General features: G+C 61.3%; 15 protein-coding genes. 5 read left to right on the forward strand and 10 right to left on the reverse strand.

The window, feature by feature from the left end; translation table 11 throughout:
* Positions 1-7: 7 nt before the first annotated feature.
* From BLS13_RS05685 to dcp, 4 genes are all read right to left on the reverse strand, one after another.
* On the reverse strand, positions 8-1,444 hold the full coding sequence (locus BLS13_RS05685) for a hypothetical protein (protein ID WP_093450495.1): 1,437 nt from the start codon (positions 1,442-1,444) through the stop codon (positions 8-10).
* Between the two features lie 157 nt (positions 1,445-1,601).
* Entirely contained in the window at positions 1,602-1,901 is a 300-nt protein-coding gene (locus BLS13_RS05690; protein WP_093450496.1) for a hypothetical protein, read from the reverse strand.
* A 143-nt stretch (positions 1,902-2,044) separates the two neighbouring features.
* The gene (locus BLS13_RS05695) at positions 2,045-3,856 is read right to left on the reverse strand and encodes an adenylate/guanylate cyclase domain-containing protein (protein WP_093450497.1); all 1,812 of its coding nucleotides are present in this window, start codon (positions 3,854-3,856) and stop codon (positions 2,045-2,047) included.
* Positions 3,857-4,004: 148 nt separating this feature from the next.
* The gene (gene dcp / locus BLS13_RS05700) at positions 4,005-6,143 is read right to left on the reverse strand and encodes a peptidyl-dipeptidase Dcp (RefSeq protein ID WP_093450499.1); all 2,139 of its coding nucleotides are present in this window, start codon (positions 6,141-6,143) and stop codon (positions 4,005-4,007) included.
* A 308-nt stretch (positions 6,144-6,451) separates the two neighbouring features.
* On the opposite strand from dcp, the gene BLS13_RS05705 reads away from it, so the two are divergent.
* Positions 6,452-6,850 carry a putative quinol monooxygenase gene (locus BLS13_RS05705; protein WP_093450501.1) on the forward strand — a complete coding sequence of 133 codons (399 nt, stop codon included), beginning with the start codon at positions 6,452-6,454 and terminating at the stop codon, positions 6,848-6,850.
* 50 nt (positions 6,851-6,900) lie between these two features.
* Here BLS13_RS05705 and BLS13_RS05710 read toward each other — a convergent pair whose 3' ends face one another.
* The 3 genes from BLS13_RS05710 to BLS13_RS05720 form a co-directional block, all read right to left on the reverse strand.
* Entirely contained in the window at positions 6,901-7,635 is a 735-nt protein-coding gene (locus BLS13_RS05710; protein WP_143011884.1) for a hypothetical protein, read from the reverse strand.
* A gap of 88 nt (positions 7,636-7,723) precedes the next feature.
* Positions 7,724-8,392, reverse strand: coding sequence for a hypothetical protein (locus tag BLS13_RS05715; protein WP_143011885.1), 669 nt, complete (start codon positions 8,390-8,392; stop codon positions 7,724-7,726).
* A complete protein-coding gene (locus BLS13_RS05720; RefSeq protein WP_093450506.1) occupies positions 8,368-8,664 on the reverse strand; it encodes a metalloregulator ArsR/SmtB family transcription factor in 297 nt (98 codons plus the stop codon). The genes BLS13_RS05715 and BLS13_RS05720 overlap by 25 nt, the downstream gene beginning before the upstream one ends.
* Before the next feature lie 155 nt (positions 8,665-8,819).
* On the opposite strand from BLS13_RS05720, the gene BLS13_RS05725 reads away from it, so the two are divergent.
* Together BLS13_RS05725 and BLS13_RS05730 are read left to right on the forward strand one after the other, a co-directional pair.
* Positions 8,820-9,119, forward strand: coding sequence for a glutathione S-transferase family protein (locus tag BLS13_RS05725; protein ID WP_218123237.1), 300 nt, complete (start codon positions 8,820-8,822; stop codon positions 9,117-9,119).
* Positions 9,120-9,491: 372 nt separating this feature from the next.
* Positions 9,492-10,619, forward strand: coding sequence for a sensor domain-containing diguanylate cyclase (locus tag BLS13_RS05730; RefSeq protein ID WP_093450507.1), 1,128 nt, complete (start codon positions 9,492-9,494; stop codon positions 10,617-10,619).
* A gap of 33 nt (positions 10,620-10,652) precedes the next feature.
* Here the strand turns inward: BLS13_RS05730 and BLS13_RS05735 are convergent, their stop codons facing one another.
* Positions 10,653-10,820, reverse strand: coding sequence for a Flp family type IVb pilin (locus BLS13_RS05735; protein ID WP_093450509.1), 168 nt, complete (start codon positions 10,818-10,820; stop codon positions 10,653-10,655).
* 541 nt (positions 10,821-11,361) lie between these two features.
* Positions 11,362-14,142 (reverse strand): patatin-like phospholipase family protein, encoded by a 2,781-nt coding sequence (locus BLS13_RS05745; RefSeq protein ID WP_093450510.1) that lies wholly within the window; start codon positions 14,140-14,142, stop codon positions 11,362-11,364.
* 272 nt (positions 14,143-14,414) lie between these two features.
* Between BLS13_RS05745 and BLS13_RS05750 the strand changes: the two genes are divergently transcribed.
* Positions 14,415-15,176: an NRDE family protein gene (locus BLS13_RS05750; protein WP_093450678.1), complete on the forward strand. Its 762-nt coding sequence runs from the start codon at positions 14,415-14,417 to the stop codon at positions 15,174-15,176.
* A gap of 88 nt (positions 15,177-15,264) precedes the next feature.
* Positions 15,265-17,325: an ATP-binding protein gene (locus tag BLS13_RS05755; protein WP_176943446.1), complete on the forward strand. Its 2,061-nt coding sequence runs from the start codon at positions 15,265-15,267 to the stop codon at positions 17,323-17,325.
* A 26-nt stretch (positions 17,326-17,351) separates the two neighbouring features.
* On the opposite strand, the gene BLS13_RS05760 is transcribed toward BLS13_RS05755, so the two are convergent.
* Positions 17,352-19,094 (reverse strand): c-type cytochrome, encoded by a 1,743-nt coding sequence (locus BLS13_RS05760; RefSeq protein ID WP_218123238.1) that lies wholly within the window; start codon positions 19,092-19,094, stop codon positions 17,352-17,354.
* Positions 19,095-19,102 lie beyond the last annotated feature (8 nt).

Genomic DNA, 19,102 nt, shown 5'->3' on the forward strand with positions numbered 1-19,102 from the left:
GCTTACATCACCCCATCAATGGTGCCAGCCGCCAGGCCGTCCCCAACAACGCGACCAGCACCGCTGGCGCCACCGCCAACGCCACCCGTCGACGCGAAACCCGTACATCCTTGCGCAGATCGCTCGCCGCGATCACGATCACGATCGCCGCCCCCGTCATCGTCCAGAAATGATAGCGCATCTCGGATGCCACGCTCACGACGATATAGGCCAGCCCATAGAACAAGGCCGACAGCCCGATCGGCAGAAGGATCGCGCGCGACGGCAGGCGCGGACTCAGGATCAGCACGCCGACCGTCATCGCCATCCACCAAATCGGCCAGCCGAGCGGGGTCTCGAGCGTCGTGAGCACGACCTGTTCGATCACCGGCTCGATATCGTTCTGCCGGATCTGGTAATTCCACGGATTGGGATCTGACTGGCTGAACGCCGGGGAATCATCCTCGTCATAATCCTCGTCGCGCACCAGGAAATAGGTGTTGCTGTTGAAGTGCATGATGCGATGTTCGGCATAAGCCAGCGGGTGCGCGACGATAGCCGACATCCAGAAGCGATAGGGACTTTGCCCGCTCGCCTTCAGTGCGGCGCGCACCTTACCAAAATCGATCGGGCAATGATCCTTGTCCCACCACGCATAGGGATCCCATTTTTCGGGAATATAGCAATTGTCGTTGACCTCCACAGGATCGGCAACCGCCACCTTCGGAAAAACATCGACGCCGCTATATTCGGTGATCCCGGCCAGATCGAAGATGATCAGCGAATATTCCACCCCGCTGCGTTCGGCATGAAGCAGGCGGTTGGCCACCGGCACCGCAAGAAACAACGGGACCGCCGCCAGCAGAGACATGGTTGCCATTCGCAGTCGTGTCGACTGCCACACCCCCGGCATCAACGCGACCAACAGCGGCACACCCGCAACGAAAGCATTGAATCGTAACGTTGCCGAGAACAGCACCAGAAAAGCCGCCACGATCCGCAGAATCCAGATCCGGCGCACATATCGGCCGTCCGTGGCGTGAACCCAAGCCAGCAGGCTCGACGCTGTCAACAACGCGCCCGCCATCAGGCTGTCCTTGATCATCGCGCCGATCAGCGCGAAGCCCACCGGAATCAGTGCGCAACCAACAATCCCGATCGCCAGCAGCGGCCGCCGCTGCCGCAGTGCCCAGGCGCTCCACGACGCGAAGCCACCCCAATATAGCAGCATTTGCAGTATGAAGAACGGCGCCGGGCCTGGATGAATCCGCACCAATTGGTGCCACAACCAGTTCATCGCGGGCGGGTGCCAGTCGTCATAATGGCCGCTAAGCGCTTGCGTATATTGGTACGTCGAATCCCAGATCATGATGCCCGGCCAATAGGCCGCGATCTGCACCAGAACCCCCGCCGCGATCGCGACGAGGACGGTTGGATATGGATAGGTCTTGGCTCCTGCCGCCATAGCCCCCTTGGCCGATACAATCGAACGCCCGCAGGATGACTGAGCAGCGCAATTGCAGCAAGGAGAATTTTTGTGCGGCCGCGAAGGCCGTTTCCTTTGTTTTGCGATCAAAATTTACATTCGCGCCGCAGCTGCACGCAGCAGGTCGCGGCTGCTCCTAGAATGGCACACCGAGCGTGAGCTTGACGCGATTACTCGCAAATCCACCGACATCAGCCTGTTCTGACTGAACCTTGCCGCGAAGCTGCCCGACCAGACCAAAATCGGCCATAGGCATGACATTTGTCGCCATGGGATCCAGCGGCGTCAGGCGGTCATGCCTCCTGCCCGCGCAGACCACGATATCGCCGCCGCCCGGCGCCGTCCCGCAAGCGGGCCCATCCGCCACGACCTTTGCCAGGTCGAAGTCGATGGCGGGCAGCGTTGACCCGACTTGAGCAAGAATCACGAATATCATCGAAATTAGCCTCATCCTGCCCGACATCGCCAATATTCGTCAGATCACATCAAACGGCAACGACACAAATTATTTTTCCAATTTTGGCAAGGCCAATATTTTTCTCACCTTTACATTGACGGCCTGCGACAGAAGATCGCACCTTACTTCAGTTTCAGCGTCCACACCCCGCCCCAGTCACCCGGCGGTGGGTCGATGCGCAGCCGCCCGATGCGATCGAGGAACAGCTGGCTCGCCGGATCGTCGGGCACGATTGACAGGCAGGCACGGAAGCCCTTGGCCGATATGTCCCATTTTTGCGCGCGATAGTCGGCGAGAGCGGCGGCAAATGTATCGCGCAGCTCCAGTCGCTCGGGAGCGACCTCCCCTCGACGGCCTAGCACTTCGAAGATGCGTTCGGGCTCGTTCTTGCCAACCACCAGCACCGAATCGATCTCGCGTGTTTCCACCGCATCACCGGCCAACTCATGGGTGCGCTGGCTGATCAGGATGCGCGTACCATAGACCTTGTTGACGCCTTCGAGCCGCGAGGCGACGTTTACGGTGTCCCCGAGCACGGTATAGTTGCGCGTCTGCTCGGAGCCGATATTGCCGACCACGACATCGCCGGTGGCGATGCCGATGCGCGCGCCGATCTGTGGAAAGCCGTGCCGCACCCCGGTCAGATCGGGCAACTCGGCCTGGAAGAAAGGCAGCACGGCGAGCTGCTCGATCGCCGCAAAACAGGCGAGCCGCGCCTCGTCTTCAGCACTGACGAAGGGCGGGCCCCAGAACGCCATGATCGCGTCGCCGATATATTTGTCGATGATGCCGCTGTTGCGGCGCACCGGATCCGACAGCATCGTCAGATAGCGGTTCATCACATTGACGAGCCCGACCGGCGTCATCCGCTCGCTGAAGCTCGTGAACCCGGCCATGTCGCAGAACAGGATCGTCATCTCGCGCCGCGCACCCTGCGGATCGGTCAGTTCGGGCCGGTCGAGCAGCCCGGCGACAATGCGCGGATCGACATATTTACCGAACGTCTCGCGAATCTGCGCCTTGGTGCGCAACTCGCCGACCATATGGTTGAACGCCTGGGTCAGCCGCCCGATCTCGTCACTCGACGTGATCGCCACCACCGTGTCGAGTGCGCCCCCTTGCACTGCGACCGTACCCGCGAGCAGCCGGTGCACCGGGCGGACAAGCCCTTTGGTCACCGCTGCGGCGATGGTGATGCCGAGCAGCCCCGCCACGATGAGCAGCCCCAGTCCGATCTGAATGACATGCCGCTGATAGGCACGCGTGTCGGCGATCGCCTGGTCAGCGAGCCGGCGCATTTCGCCCTGCGCAGCGCCGATCCGCTGATCGTAATCGTCGCGGATGCGATCGAGATCGGTCAGCAAGGAAAGCACCTCGGGACGCCGGTTACGGGCCGCATCGAGCACTTGGGCGTGCAGACCTTCATATTGCCGACGCTCATCCTGCAAAAACTCGATGCGGGTGTCGAGCCGCGCGAGCGCGACATTGTCGTCGAAGTCGAGCGCATCGTCGATCTGCTCGTTGATCCGCCGGCGCGCCTGCGCCGTCTCCCGGTCGCTGTCGGCTGCGGCAGCCGCCGCGCGCCGCTGCAGATCGGAGACCTTCGCATCGTCGCGCGGGTCTTCGCCCAGGGCCAGCATCTCGCGCCGGATATAAGCGGATTCCGCAAGCGAGCGATTGTTCGCCAGGGCGAGGTTCGCATAAGCCGGCAGATAATTACTGCTGACCAACGCAAGCTGATCGTCAACCTTCTGGGTCATCCGCAGCACGGTCAGCGCCGCCGCCATCGTCAGCACCAGCAGGCCGATCGCGATCCCCAATATCTTAAAGCCGATGGTCAGCCGCATGATGAGTCGAAATTTGTCGATCGGCGTGGAATCAGGCGCCGATACGCTCAGAACATCGTCGCGCAAAAGCGGTTGCAGATGAGTCACGACGCCCCTCCCTTATGCCGCCCGGATGCCCCCGCACGGCCCATCGGAAGGCTGATAGCACAGAAGTTCGCGCACGCCCTTGCAGATCGCGTCGTGATCGCCCGGAAGGTTGTGTCACCCCGGCAAGGGGGTGACACGCCGCGGCAATTCAGTCCGCTTTCTTGATCAGTCCGCGATCCTCGAGCATCGGTCCGATATCCGGATCCTTGCCGTAGAACGCCTTGAACATGGCGCCATAATCCATCGTATTCCCGCGCGAGAGGATCATGTCGCGGAAGCGCTGACCATTTTCGCGGGTCAGCCCGCCATGCTTCTTGAACCAGCTGAATGCGTCATTCTCGAGCATCTGCGTCCACAGATAGGCATAATAGCCGGCCGAATAGCCGTTCGCCCAGATGTGCAGGAAATAGCTCGATCGATAACGCGGTGGCACGTCGACTGTATCGAGCCCGGTCTTGGCCAATGCCTTTGCCTCGAAAGCGTCGACATCCTGTTTGGGGCTGTTCGCGGCCAGCGCATGCCACTGCATATCGAGTTCTGCCGCCTCGACCAGTTCGCCCAGCGCATAGCCCTGATTGAACTTCGCGGCATTCTGGATCTTGTCGACCAGTTCCTGCGGCATTGGTTCGCCGGTTTTGTAATGCTTGGCATAATTGGCCAGCACCTTCGGATCGAGCGCCCAATGCTCGTTGAACTGCGACGGGAATTCGACGAAGTCGCGCGCCGTATTCGTGCCGGAGATCGTCGGATAGGTCTGCGCCGCGAACAGGCCGTGCAGCGCATGGCCGAATTCGTGGAACATCGTCGTCACGTCATCGAAACTGATCAAGGCAGGCTGTCCGGCCGCGGGCTTGGGCAGGTTGGCGACATTATAGACCACCGGCCTGGTGCCGAGCAGCTTCGACTGGTTGACGAAGTTGCTCATCCACGCACCGCCCGATTTGTTGTCGCGCTTGAAATAATCGAAATAGATCATCCCCAGCTGCGATCCATCCTTGTCGATCACGTCGAACACGCGGACGTCGGGATGATAGACCGGAATGTCCTTCCGCTCCTTGAAACTGATTCCATAAAGCTGGTTCGCCGCGAAAAAGACGCCATCTTGCAACACCCGGTTCAACTCGAAATAGGGCTTCACGGCGCTTTCATCGAGATCGTACTTCGCCTTGCGGACCTTTTCCGAATAATGGTTCCAATCCCACGGTTTCAATTCAAAATTGCCGCCCTCGCTGGCAATCATCTTCTGGATTTCCGCGGCTTCGGCCCGCTGTTCGGCAGCCGTCACCGGCCCGAGCTGTGCCATGAACTTCTCGGCCGCCTCGGGGGTCTTTGCCATCTGGTCGTACAGCACATAATGGGCATAGGTCGGATAGCCGAGCAGCTTCGCCTTCTGAGCACGCAACTGCGCGATCGTCGCGATCGTATCGCGTGTATCGTTGGCGTCACCCTTCTCGGTGCGCGTCCAGCTCGCATTGAACAGCGCTTCGCGGGTCGCCCGATCCTGGAGCGACTGAAGCGATGGCTGCTGCGTCGTATTCTGCAACGGGATCACATATTTTCCGTCGAGCTTTCGGTCCTTGGCCGCGTTCGCTGCATTGGTGATCTGCGCATCGTCGAAGCCCGCTAGCTTGGCCTTGTCGTCGACCACCAAGGCTCCAGCCTTCGTGCCGGCGAGCAATTTCTGCTGGAACGCTGTTTCCAGTTTCGAAAGCTGGTTGTTGAGCCCGCGCAGCTTCACCTTATCGGGGTCCGAAAGCTGCGCCCCGGCATGGATGAACTGCTGATAATAGACGTCGAGCACCTTGCGCTGCTCGGCATCAAGCTTCGACGTCTTGCTCTTGTCCCAGATCGCCTTCACCCGCGCGAACAGCTTCGGATTGAGGAAGATCGCATCCTGATGCGCGGCGAGCTTGGGCGCCTCGATCGTCTGCACCTTCTGCAACGCATCGTTGGTATTGGCCTGCACCACGCCGTTGAACGCTTGGCTCGTCCGTTCGAGCATCCGGCCGGAACGCTCCATCGCAGCAATGGTATTGTCGAACGTCGGCGCGGCCGGGTTGGTCGCGATATGCTGGATCTCGGCGATCTGCTGGGCCATGCCCTGCTCCATCGCCGGCTGGTAATCGCTATCCTTGATCCTGTCGAAGGGCGGTGCCTGCAACGGCAAGGTGCTGGCGACGGCGAACGGATTGAGGTGATGTGATTTCGGCGCGGCGGCCACGGCCGGCAAGGCGGCAACCATTACGGCCATCGCAGCAGCGGCCTTCAGGCGGGTTTTCGGATGCATATTTGTCCTTTCCTCGGCGGCCTTCCGACGCGCCTTCCTTCTGTGCCAACGGAGATGCGGAAATTTCGAGGTGACGACAAGCCCATCGGACAACGAACGGCATCGCAATCGGAATTTTTCCGATGGACCGTAATTTTCAATCGTCCTGAACCTAAAAAATAGAAAGATTCTAACTCGGGAATGCTTGATGATTAAACGGGTCGCTTTGCTTCCAGCCTCATATCGGCGAAATGGGCTTCTGGAGCATCCGCTCGTGAACGAAGCATTGATCGATTGCCGCCCGGCAAACGCCGCCCTAACCTCCGGGAATGGATAAGAACCGCCGCGATTTCACCCTGGCCGGCGCCGCCTTCGCACTGACGGCCGTGCTTCCCGCGATCGCGGCCCCAATGAAAGCGAAACCCATGTACGGATTGATCGGCCAGATGCTGTGCATCGCGGCAAAGCGCGATGCGCTGATCGCCATATTGACACGCGCATCGGCAGCAATGCCCGGCTGCCTCTCCTATATCGTTGCCGCCGATCTCGCCCGCGACGACGCGATCTGGATCACCGAAGTCTGGGACAGCAAGGAAAGCCATATGGCGTCGCTCAAGCTCCCGGCCGTTCAGGCCGCCATCGCCGAAGGCCGCCCGATGATCGCAGGCTTCGGCAGCCGCTTCGAGACGGCACCGGTGGGCGGCACGGGCCTGCCGACGGCGGCATAGCTGGAGGACACCAGCGGCCCCCTCTCGCACAAAACGGAGAGGCTGGCGCGTCAGAACGGCTGGCGCTCCGCCGCCCGGCGGTAAATCGTGAAATAGCTTGCCGCAAGCATCGCCGCCAGCAAGGCGACGATCGCGGCATCAATTGCCATCAGCGACCAGACAAGGGGAGCCGCCCGGCCCATCGAACCATAGCCGATCGCATAATGAGCGATCATCAGCGGCAAGACCCCACCCAACAGGCACCCGAACACCGCCGGTAGCTGCGATCGCGTCGCACGCACCGATCGGCGCAGGCCCATCGTCCGATCCTCGGTGAGAAGTCCGACATACCAGGGAAAGAGCAAGCCCGCGGCAAACAGCCACACCAGCAGCGGGGTGATCAGCGTTGCGAACCGTGCCCTCGGCCCGAACGCCCCCACCATGGCGGCCAGCTCCGTCCCCGTCAGCAAAGTCAGCGCCTCGCCGCCAAGCTGGACGGTGAGCACTATCACCAGCCCGCGCGCCATCGCCCATGTCGGCCGGATCGCGCGATGCATGTCGCCATCGAACCGCCACCAGCGAAGCGCGACCAGCAGCACGACAAAGATCGACACGATCTTTACGATACCGAACTTCAGGCGAACCGTCTCGCCACCCGACGGCATTCCGCCAGGCCCATACATGCCAAGCAAGATTTCGGCGCCATGCTGCGCGAACTCAGCCGCCGCCGGCATCGCCAACAGCCACGGCAGCGCCACCACCAACCCGAAGCCCCGCCGATAGATTTCCGCTATTGGGTGTCCCATTCCGGTCTCCATGTCGATCGCGCGGCAAGGCTCACCCAGCCTCCGCCGCGCGAAGGATGACGGGGTCGATTCTGGACGGATGATCTGGTTAGCTGCGTGCCACTCGCTTACGGCCCGGCCGCCTGCCGAGCCACAGGCCATGCAACGTGGCTCCGCAGAGTTCGGCCATCAGCAATCGCATAACGATCGGCAGCGGATCCGGCCCCGATGCCACCGCCATCAGCAAGGTCGCAACCGCCACCACGGCAATCCTGATCGCCGAAGCGCGATGCACTCGCCGCCAGACATCGGGATCTCGCACGAACAATGGAAATGTTACGCCGTTGAACCAGCCCGGCCGCGACTTGGGTAGCAGATTGGCCTTGAACAGCAGCAACACCGCAACCACGATCGCAAAGGCGCGGTGATGATCGAACGGCTGCCCGATCACATCGGCCAGCGCCATCATCTGCATCGCCAGCACCAGCGTCAGTGATCCAATCCAGCTGGTTGCAAAGATGCCGCCCGCGCGAATGATATTCCGGCGCCAGCGCCTCACCCGCAGCGCCCATTCGCAAAGCCCGTGCCACAGCAACGCATTGCCGCCGCACATCAGCGCGGCATGCCCTGCCGTCGTCACCGAGAGGACATTGCCATCCGCGTTGCGTTTCACGAGGAACGGATAGCTGGTGCCGAGCCACAGCACCGATCCCAGCGCTATCGCCAGGATCGTCGCCAGCATCAGCGTTGCGACTATCCGCGTTTGCCGAACGACCATGCGCCCTCCTCTCCGCTCCCTTTGGACACCCTTCGCATCAATCCGAGTAAAGTCTCTTCGAGGAGGCTGAGGTTGATACTGTAGATGATCTGCGTGCCGCGCCGTTCCGAAAGGATCAGTCCCGCCTCCTTCAACGCGGTGAAATGGCCTGACAGAGTCGGCTTGCTCAGCGAAAACTGCTCGGCGAGTTCGCCCGCCGAACGCTCGCCATCGCGCAACAATGCCAGGATGTCGCGGCGTACGGGGTTGGAGAGTGCGGCGAAGACGTCCATACCCATCCTTCGGATATCTACTAATTAGATAAATAACGAATAATGAGCTGTCAAGCTGTTGCCTGATCGACAAAGGCCAGCGTTGATTTATCATCCCCCGATCTGATGGCTGACGGAATCGCCAGTCGCGCCGGCGATCGATCGAAGGAGGATGCATGACCGAATTCACCGTCTATAGCGTGCCCGGAAGCCCCTTCGGCCGATCGGTGCTGATCGCGCTGGAAGAAAAAGGCGCGAGCTGGCGGTTGCAGCCGACCAGCCCGCGCGATCCGGCCCATCTTGCGCGCCATCCGTTCGCGCGGGTGCCGGTGATCGAACATGAGGGATTCAGCCTGTACGAAACGCAGGCGATCCTCCGCTATATCGATCGCATCCTGCCCGAGCCCGCGCTGACGCCCGCCAATCCCAAGGCGGCTGCGAAGATGGATCAGATGATCAACGTCAGCGATTGGTGATCGAGCGCCATCCCGGTCGAAAATTCGGTGACTACCGGCAGCAGCAGATTGATCGAAACCACCAGCGCTTGCTCTCACTGGATTGCCGGCAACGCCAATCGGCGGCTCAATTTCGGCCTCCCCATATTGGACAAATGGCTACCGCCCGCGTTGTACGACGATCGTTCGTTCCACAACGGTACAAATGCTCCTTCAAGTGGCGCTGTTCGGATCAGTTTTGACCGATTATGGTGCTACCGTCGTGAAACCGTTTCGATCCGTTTTATAGCGGGCCAGCGTCGATAACCGAGCGATAATCTGCTTGGCAACAGCTGCGGTGGCATGGCGTTTGCGCGGCACCTTGCCGCGGGCGGAGAGGCTGAAACGCGATAGATGGCTCGACAACTGGCATTTGAGGCGGACGAAGGTAATCGATCCCTGCCTGACGGCACCTATGTCGAACTGGTGCGAAGCCTGTTCATCACACTGCTTCCGGCATCGATAATGTCTGCCGGTCTGGTCGCAGCCGGGCTGCTGATTCTTCAGGAGACGCCGGATACACCGCTGGCCCTGATTGTATCATTATGCGCACTTGCGGGAATAACGCGCGTTTCCGTGCTGATCGCCCACCGCAAACGCGCCACGGCGGACGATCTTGATCCGGAGGCAGCCCGCACACTCGAACTGAGATTCGCGGGCGCTTATTTCGCGTTTGCGGCGATTTTCTCAGTCTTTTCCGTACGTGCCTTCCTCATAGCGACGCCGCAAGCGCATATGATGATCGTCTGCCTTCTCGTCGGTTATGGCGCGGGTGTTGCCGCTGGCGTATCGCTCCGCCCCTGGATCAGCGTGCCAAGCATATTGATAGCGATCGTCCCCACGATCCTGGTCATGCCATTCGGCCCCGGTCCGGCCTATTGGATGACCGCGCTGTTGATGGCGATGTTTCTTGCAGGCGGGATCGTCAGTATGACTAACCGTTATCGCACCACGGCTGCGCAAGTCACGATGCGTCGCCTTCTCTCGACATTGGCGCGGCACGATCAACTGACCGGCCTGCCCAATCGACTGCTGCTCAGCGAACGGTTCGATGCGATGCTTGACGCGACCGACGATGGCTCGTCGATTGCGCTTCATTGCCTCGATCTCGATCGGTTCAAGCCGCTCAACGATCATTACGGCCATCCCACCGGGGATGCCGTGTTGAAGGCGGTCGCCGAAAGGCTGAACCGGATCCTGCGGGCCGGCGACTTCGCGGTACGCCTCGGTGGCGATGAGTTTGCAATTGTTCAGATGGAAACCGCCAATTCCCATGAATCCGAAATGCTCGCGCGCCGCATCGTCTCGACGATCATCCGGCCCTACTCGATTGAGGGACAGGCGATCGAAGTCGGTGCGAAGATCGGTTATCATTTCGGCCCGCGCCACGGCGCTGACCTTGAACATTTCCTCCGCTGTGCGCAGGAAGCGCTGGTTCGCGCCAAACAGGATAATCTTGATATCGCCCACAACGGCGGCTGATTGCCGGCTCGCGCGGGAACCTCAAGTCGGGGGCTACGACGCCTTCATATTGGCACTGACGTTATTGAACGTCGTCGAGATCTGCCCACCCAATGTCGACATCGCGCCGATCGCTGCAACAGCGATCAGGGCTGCGATGAGCCCATACTCGATGGCAGTGGCGCCGCGTTGTTCGCGCAACATGCCTGAAAATTTCCACATTCAAGAACCCCTGCCTGGCTATGCCTCGCTTATTCCTCTTTCTTATTAACATGGTGAGAGGAATGGCGCTTAACATGCCGTAACCGATAATTCCGCGTCAAAGCCAAGCGACGCTGCAGCCCCAACCGCTCAGCCTATCGGTTCGGCCGGCCGAATGCTTACGCGTTCCTCATCCCTTGCGTGCCGCGGGGGAGCACTGCTCGGACGAACCCGACTTGTGCACGCGACCGCGTGAGGACGACATATGAATGGAGTCCTCGCCGCGACCGGAACCGGATTGATTACCGCCACCGGAGTCGCTGTTAACCGTCGCCCGAACTCGCCGTCCGGCCTCCGCCTTCGGCACGCCGCGCCCCCATAGCATGCCTCGACATGCTCGGCTTTGCGCTTCTTTTTACCGGTATAAGCATCCTTGTCACCGCGTTGCATATGGTCCTCCAGAAACCTGATGTCGCGGAAAAACAATCCGGTACTTTTTTTTCTGCCGACACAAGAAGCTGGCCCTCAAGCGCGGCGAGCTGGCCTTCAGAATCTCAGTGTGTCAACTCACCACCGCCCTCAGGCAATCGGTTCCGGCTGCCGTCCCGGTCAGCAGTCGCTCCATCATGCCGTAGCCGAGCATGCGATAGCTTTCCCATTGTGCTTCGTCGAAAAACTGATCCCCGGTCGTCTGTTGCGGGAAATCGGGATGCGCCTTCGCATAGCCGACGACGTCCTCGGGCATGTCGGGGGTTACGGTTGGCTTCATCCAGAACATCCATCCCTTATGGTTGCCCTCTTCGTCGAAGACCTCGACCAGCAGCACGAACGCCCGCGTCGGATGTTCGCCATCTGCCGGGCGCCAACTGTCGCCAGACCGGTTCAGGAACAGTTTCGCGCCAAGATCTCCGAATATCGCCGCAACGCTCTCCCCTGGCGCAACGCGCAGCTCGAGGCCAAGATCGATCCGTGCCTTCCGCACCAATTGCTCGAAATCCTCGAAGCGATAGGCCGGGTCGGCACCATTGTCGCACACCAGGATCAGCTTCACGCCGCGCCGCAACAGTTCATAGGCGCCGCTATTTTCGAAATGGCCGCCATCGCTCAAATAGACGCGCTTATAGTCGCGCGAATATCGGCCGAGCATTTCATTGCCGAGATAGAAATAGGTGTGCAGCAAGGTAGCGCCCCGGGCGAGCCAGCGGCGCATGCGGCGCTGCTGGCATGGAACGCGCAGCAAATTGCCGACATCCCACCAATATCCGAGCCTGATATTCGCGAACGTCAGTGCAAGCGATGTGCCGAGTGAAGTCCGTGCGCCCATGCCGGGCGATGCCGCCGCCCCGGAAATCGCGCAGAGCTGCCCAACGTTCAGCGACTCCACGCCGGCCTCACGCAGGCATTCCCACGAATGCACCGTCGGCGGCATATGCCTGCGCTCGACGCCCGGCGCATCATCATGTGCGGCATCGACGAATATTCCTTCCGGCGCGAAGACCAGCGGCACCCCCTTGCGATCGCGCACCACCAGCGTCGAGCCTCCACGGTGAAGCGTTTCGTTCAGCGTGACGTTGATCAGGTGGAGCGGCGCGGCCGTCGCATGACGCTGATAGCGGGCGATATCGATATAATCGCCGCTGTCGGTATCAGTGATCGGCTTGCGGCTTTTGAGACGCTGGATATTGGTAGCGCCGAGATAGGCACGGGTCAGGCGTGACGCATAGAGGCTATGCATCGACGACAGGTTGATGAAGCCTGTCGAATAGCCCGTAATCCCGGCAAGCAATGTCACCGCGCCCGCCATCAGGGAGATGGTTTCGCGATAGGTCGCGCCGCCATGAAACCGATCGATCGGCCAGCTCACATCACCCCGCCAGATTGCCAGCTGGATGATTACATCGGCCGCCACCGCGAGCGCGCCGAACAGCAACACGCCCGCCACAGCGGACAGCGCCGGAGCATAAACCGACAGCGCCTTTGTCCACTTGCCTTCGCTGTCCGACATCGCCGCCGAGATCTTGTTGATCAGCCATGCCGCCGCCGGAATCAGCGCGGTCGAAAAGATCGATTTGAACTTACGCGGCGCGATCCATTCCTCCCAATGATCGTGGATCGCCAATGCCAGCGTATCGACAACGCCCAGCATCAACAGGATCAACGTGCACATCATCCACCATGTGCCGATGCCAGTTAGCGTCGATCTTATGCTGATCGTGAACGCATCTTCCGGTTGCCCACGCCTGTCGCGCGCCTGGCGCCAAGCCTTCCACATCGTGATGATGACGCCGAGGGTGGCGATCACCGCGGCCCCCAGCGCAAGGGCTTCGCCGAAGCGCAGGAAGGCCTGGGTGAAGAGGTTGGTATCGAAGGGCTTTGCCGCGATGAACAGATAGAGGCCGATTGCGCCGAGCGCTGCCGTGCCGATCAACCCGAACACCTTCAGTTGCGGAGGCACCCGCGGCGACGAACTCGTTCCTTTCCGCCAGATCAGCCCAAGCTTGAGATTCTCGGTCAGCCAATAGGCGATGCCACAACACAGGCAGACAAAAGCAGATAAAGGAACCAGCAGCAGCACAGGGCTGATCACGTAGATCGCGGCCGCCTTGCCAACGTCCCGTACGCAGGCGCAGTCATCGTCGACGATAACGCCGCCTCCGACATGGATTTTGGCCAGCCAGTGCAGCGGATCGCCCGCGATATGCGGAAGATGATGCAGCGCCCACCACCCGCCGACCGTCATCGCGAGGAAGAACAACATCAGTGGCAGGGTGAAGACGTAGAGCATCGCCACCCAGTTGCGCACCATATAGAAAGCCGCCCGCGCGAAATCGGTGGCACCGTTGGGTGCCAGATAGCGGCTATGCTCGCGTAGCCACCATATCGGCTGGCGATGCCCGCGATCTCCCATTTCGTGAACATCCGGCGCCTCGGTCAACACCTGCTCGGCAAAGGCCCGCTTTTCGGCGAGTTCGGCAGCGGTTGGCGGTGCGGGATCGTGATTCGCCGCGCCGCGCGCGGAGTCGGGCAGGAACAGGCTGGTCAGGAAGCTCCCGGTATAGCCGCCGCCGGACACGGTGGAGAGATAATCGAAATCGAGCAACCGCCGATATCGCGCGAGCGCCTGCGCAACGCCCAGCGAAATCGTGGCGCTACGGATGCCCCCACCCGAAAAGGCAAGTCCCATCGCGCCCTTTTCGATCGGCTCACCATCGGCAACATAGCCGCTCTTCTCCAGCGCGAGGCGCCGTTCATCGAGCTTTTGGGCAGTCGCCGCGGCCACTTCGAACGGCCGGACTCTTTCAGCCTTGCGCTTCAACCCGTGGACGATCGCAAGCAGCCTCATCACTTATCTCCCCCCGGCGCACCAAGATATTGGCGAGAAAAAATGGCCCGCCCCTGATCCGAATTTCGCGCGGCACCATCGCCCGCCGCATGCGGTTCATTCCGTTCTTCATCGGCCACAGCCGGGTATCTTTTGAGAATAGCATATTTGTCGTTGCGGCACCGACAATTTAGGACCGAATCGGATCTATATAGAAACAGATCGAATACGAACGCTGGCCGCCTTGGCGGATTTCCCTTCGCCTGCCGCAATTGTTCGGCGATAAGACGCCGATGTGCATCCTGGTGCTCGCGTGGCGGGCTCATCCTCGCTGGCGCCTCGTCGCCGCCGGCAATCGTGACGAGCGACATATTCGGCCGGCGGCTCCGCTCGCACGGTGGGTGCAGCCCGATCATGTGATCGCCGGCAGAGATCTGCAATCAGGCGGAACCTGGATGGGCGTTTCCGAGCAGGGGCGCTTTGCCGTCGTCACCAATATTCGGGGCTATGGCGATCCCGATCCGCGCCGGGCATCGCGCGGAGCGCTGGTCGCCGATCTTCTGACCGGCCACGGACTTCATGCCGATCCGGCGCAGGCCGATCTGACCGATTTCAACCCTTTCAATCTGATCGTCGCGGACAACCGCCACGCTTGCTTCCTATCGAACCGGCCCGAACCAATCTGCAGCCAGCTGGGCCCCGGTGTTTATGGCTTGTCCAACGGTTCGCTCGATGAACCATGGCCCAAGACGATACAGCTCAAAGCGCACATGCTCGCATGGATCGTCTCTGGCGCACAACATCCCGAGGACCTGTTCGAGCCGCTCCGCATCGAAACCCTGCCCGATTTCGGGCTCGATCCGGGTCAGCCTTCCGATGCCGCGCAGGGGCCGCCCATCACGCCGATCTTCATCCGCAATGCCGTCTATGGGACACGTTGCAGCACCGTGATCGCAATCGACACAGATGGCAAAGGGATCATGATCGAGCGACGCTTCACGCCCGATGGCAACACCGCTGGCGAAACAGCGATAGCCTTTGCCTGGCCGGCCTGACCGCGAATGTCGTCACCGGTCGATACGGCGACGTGCCGAACGCCGTTGTTAGCGGTCGGCCCTGCGTGCTAGCTTTCAGACCATGCAGGTGATCGACACCAGTCAACGGTTTGGCCTCGGCTGGCGGATGCTGTTCGCGTTGATCGCGGCAACGATGCTGCCCCTGGCAATCTACGCGTTCATCACGATCAGCCTGGACTATCGCGACGATCGTGTAACGACCGAGACGGCCACACTCGCCCGTGCCCGGCAAATCGGCGATCGGGTGGACACCCGGCTGGAAGCCACAGCCGCAACGATGCGTGCCCTGAGCACGATCAGGTCGATCAAGGCCCGGAACTGGAGCGAGGCCTATGATCGCTCGGCTGAAATCGCGGCGCTTGATCCCGACTGGAAGAGCGTTGCGCTGATCGACCTCAAAGAGGACACCGAGCTGTTTGATCTGCGACGCCCCAAAGGCCAGAGCCGGCACATCGATGGAACGACCGCGCGCGCACTCGCCGTCCGCAGCCGCACGGTGCCGACCTTCAGCGGCGTTGTTGCCGGCCCCGATCGCCAATTTGAAATCCAGGCCTTTCTGGCGATCGGCGCGGCTCCTGGGTCCACCTATCTCTTGAAGGTCAGCCTCAATCCGCAACTTGTTCAGCGGATATTGCTCGCGTCAGCTCCGCATGAAGGTGTCAGCGCCGTGGTCGATCGGAATGGCCTGTTCATAGCGCGCAGCAAGGGATGGCCCGAACGGCTGGGCACACCCGGCACCATCTATGTGCAAAATGCCATCGCCCACGGCCGGAGCGGACTTTACAAGGGCGTTACTTGGGAGGGGTTTCCCAATTATACGGCCTTCACGACCTCACCTCTGACGGGCTGGAGCTCGCACGTCGCGGTATCGTCCGCGCTGATCGATACGCCCCAAACCAGCGGGCGGCTTGCATCAATACTCGCGGCACTCGCCAGCCTTGCTCTTGCCGTTCTGCTGACCTTCGTCATCCTGAACCTCGTCGCACAGCGGCGGGCGGCTGACCAGCGCGCGCAGCAGATGGGCCGCCTCGAAGCCGTCGGCCAGCTTACCGGCGGGATCGCTCATGATTTCAACAATATGCTGGCCATCATCATCGGCAGTCTCGATCTGGCTCAGCGCCGGTTTACCAAAGGCGATACCGACATTGGACGCTATCTGGACAATGCAATGGGCGGCGCCCACCGCGCCGCCGATCTCACCCGCCGGCTGCTGGCATTTTCGCGCCGCCAATCGCTGACTCCGGCCCCCGTCGATACCAACCAACTCATTTCGACAATGGGCGAACTGCTGCATCGTACGCTCGCCGCCGATATCACGATCGCGACCCGGCTGGCCGCCGATCTGTGGCCAACCTTCGTCGACGCTGCCGAGCTTGAAAATGCCATTCTCAATCTCGCTATCAATGCACGCGATGCCATGCCCGACGGCGGCACGCTGACGATCACAACCGCGAATGTCGACCGGCGACCGGGGGAGAAGGCCGATCATGTCGCGATCACCGTGACCGACACCGGAACCGGCATGACGCCGGACGTTGTCTCCCGGGCATTCGAACCCTTTTTCACCACGAAGGATGTCGGCCGCGGAACCGGGCTCGGCCTGTCGCAGATTCACGGCTTTGCGGTTCAGTCGGGCGGCGAAGCCCTAATATCGAGCCAACCGGGCAAGGGAACCGCCGTCACCATTCTCCTGCCTCGCCATCGCCTCCGCACAGGCGAGCTGATCCAGACCCAGACTTCCCTGAAGGATGGTCAAACGCCCGAAGGAAAGCCCGAAGAGATCATATTGGTCGTCGAGGACGAGGATCAGGTACGCACCACCACGGTCGAAGCATTGCGCAGCATCGGCTTCACGGTGCTCCATGCGGCGGACGGCGAAGACGCGCTCATCATCGTCCAACGATGGCCCGGCATCAGGATCGTGCTGACCGACATCGTCATGCCCGGTATGAGCGGGCGCGAACTGGCGAAACGGATTGCCCGGCTTCAACCCGCCATTCGCACGTTTTTCGTTTCCGGGTTCGAGCGCGATGAGAATGAACAGGATGATCGGCCAATCCTGCGCAAGCCGTTCAGCGTTGCCGAACTTGCCCGGTTCGTTCGCTCGGCGTTGGATGAGTCGCGTTAAACTGTGCCTGCAGAAAAGCGAATGACTCAAAGCGTTCTGATGTAGGCCAGCAGATCCCGTTTTTCGGCATCGCCAAGCTGCGTCCCGTAATCATGCCCGCAATGGCTGTTGCCCGAATGCCGATCCTCACAACCGGTAGTTGTCCGGATTTCGCGCCACCCCGACTGGCGCTCGGCGAGGCCGATCTTGTCCATGTCATAATCCGCACCCACCTCGAACACCCGCACCCGCTGGTCGGACGGAGTCAGCAGCTGCGCCAAAGTGGGCACCGATCCGTTATGCAGATAGGGCGCCGTCGCCCATATCCCACGCAGCACGCGCGCTTCATAAGGATGTGCGGCCTCGCGCGGCGATCGGTTGGCAGCATCGCTGTCATATGTCGTCAGCAGTTCCCGCTTCGCCGAACCGATCGGCGCCGTGCCCGAGACCGGCCATGCGGGCAGCCGGCCGAATATGCTGCCCTTGGGCAAGCCATCATGCAGAAAGCGCTCGGCGAGCGATCCGATCACCGATGCCGCAAGGATATTGAACTGCTTGTCCGTCGGCTGCAGATTTTTGCCCAGTCCATATGGCGCGCCCGCCAATACGCCGCTGCTGGCAATGCGGCCCAGGACATCATATTGCCGTGTATCGGTACCGACATCGACCAGCGGCGTATGCCAGGTCGTCGAAATCGGGAAGAAACGCGGTTTGCCCGGTGTAATGCCATGGCAGCTCGCGCAGTTCTGCTGAAACAACACCGCCCCGCGCGCCGTTTCCGCGGCGTCGCCCTGTTCGGGCCAGCGCGGCGGCCCCATCAGCCGGACCAGCGCCTCGAGCCGATTGAGCCCCTTGAAGTTCGCCGAATTGACGCTGCGGAAATCATAAGGGATCAACCCGCCGCGATGGGCCGGTCGGAACTCGGCGAACACGCCGTAAACCTCGCCCAGATTACGCGCCATTCCCAGGATCACGTCGCCATTCTCGGCAAAGCCCGGCCACTGGGTCTTGTCCTGCTTCGGCGCGTCCCAGATGAACGGATAGCGCACCGGCGCATCGGCCGGCTGGATGTTCCCGGCGATGATGCCATCGGCCGCCGGCCCGATATCGAGTCCGGACACCCGATTGAAGATCATGCTGACCGCATCCAGCCGGCCGACGCCCCAGCTTTGCGCTGGCAGCGCACGCGAAAACAACGTGTGCTGGCGATCATGCCAGAGCGATACTTCGCCCTTCAGCGTGGCGACCCTGCCCGGCGTCGCACCCGAACCGAGCACCGCACGGGCGAAAGCGTCGAACGCAATATCGCTGGCAATCACACGGCTGACCGCGCGATCGAGATCGGTCAGGAAGGCCTGGAAGTCGCTGATCGCCGGGCCGCCATCGACCCGGTAGGCAGCACCGCCGATATTGATCTGCCGTGTGTGGCAAGCGGCACAGGTCATGCCGACGATTTTGTCCGACGCCGTATCCGCCACCGTGAAGCCGACCGGCAAGTTGAACGACGCGTCAGGGTTATGGAGATAACCATAACGCGCCAACCCGTCGGCAAGAAAGGGCTGGCCGTCCTCTTGCCTGAGTGCCTGCAGCCAGGCCAGCTTGATGATCTGCGATCCCTGATCCTTGGAATAGAACTCCGTCCGGGCCGCCTCGGTCCAGTCGTTCCCCTGGTCCAGATAATGCAGGCCCGCCTGCGCTGTTCCGCGAGACGCGATGCCGCCGATCGCGATCAACGCCGCGACCCCGCCAGCCAGCGCCGCAATGCCACGCAGCCCGCCCCGGTTCATCATCGCCGATC

It is taken from the genome of Sphingomonas sp. YR710 (assembly GCF_900101455.1).
Classification (GTDB): Bacteria; Pseudomonadota; Alphaproteobacteria; order Sphingomonadales; family Sphingomonadaceae; genus Rhizorhabdus.

Bases quoted from the DNA above. Each gene is read 5' to 3' on its own strand.
- BLS13_RS05710 (WP_143011884.1), bottom strand. From the start codon at position 7,635: ATGGGACACCCAATAGCGGAAATCTATCGGCGGGGCTTCGGGTTGGTG.
- BLS13_RS05745 (WP_093450510.1), bottom strand. From the start codon at position 14,142: ATGAGGCTGCTTGCGATCGTCCACGGGTTGAAGCGCAAGGCTGAAAGA.
- BLS13_RS05725 (WP_218123237.1), top strand. From the start codon at position 8,820: ATGACCGAATTCACCGTCTATAGCGTGCCCGGAAGCCCCTTCGGCCGA.
- BLS13_RS05720 (WP_093450506.1), bottom strand. From the start codon at position 8,664: ATGGACGTCTTCGCCGCACTCTCCAACCCCGTACGCCGCGACATCCTG.
- BLS13_RS05730 (WP_093450507.1), top strand. From the start codon at position 9,492: ATGGCTCGACAACTGGCATTTGAGGCGGACGAAGGTAATCGATCCCTG.
- BLS13_RS05715 (WP_143011885.1), bottom strand. From the start codon at position 8,392: ATGGTCGTTCGGCAAACGCGGATAGTCGCAACGCTGATGCTGGCGACG.
- BLS13_RS05750 (WP_093450678.1), top strand. From the start codon at position 14,415: ATGTGCATCCTGGTGCTCGCGTGGCGGGCTCATCCTCGCTGGCGCCTC.
- BLS13_RS05705 (WP_093450501.1), top strand. From the start codon at position 6,452: ATGGATAAGAACCGCCGCGATTTCACCCTGGCCGGCGCCGCCTTCGCA.
- dcp (WP_093450499.1), bottom strand. From the start codon at position 6,143: ATGCATCCGAAAACCCGCCTGAAGGCCGCTGCTGCGATGGCCGTAATG.
- BLS13_RS05690 (WP_093450496.1), bottom strand. From the start codon at position 1,901: ATGATATTCGTGATTCTTGCTCAAGTCGGGTCAACGCTGCCCGCCATC.
- BLS13_RS05685 (WP_093450495.1), bottom strand. From the start codon at position 1,444: ATGGCGGCAGGAGCCAAGACCTATCCATATCCAACCGTCCTCGTCGCG.
- BLS13_RS05735 (WP_093450509.1), bottom strand. From the start codon at position 10,820: ATGTGGAAATTTTCAGGCATGTTGCGCGAACAACGCGGCGCCACTGCC.
- BLS13_RS05760 (WP_218123238.1), bottom strand. From the start codon at position 19,094: ATGATGAACCGGGGCGGGCTGCGTGGCATTGCGGCGCTGGCTGGCGGG.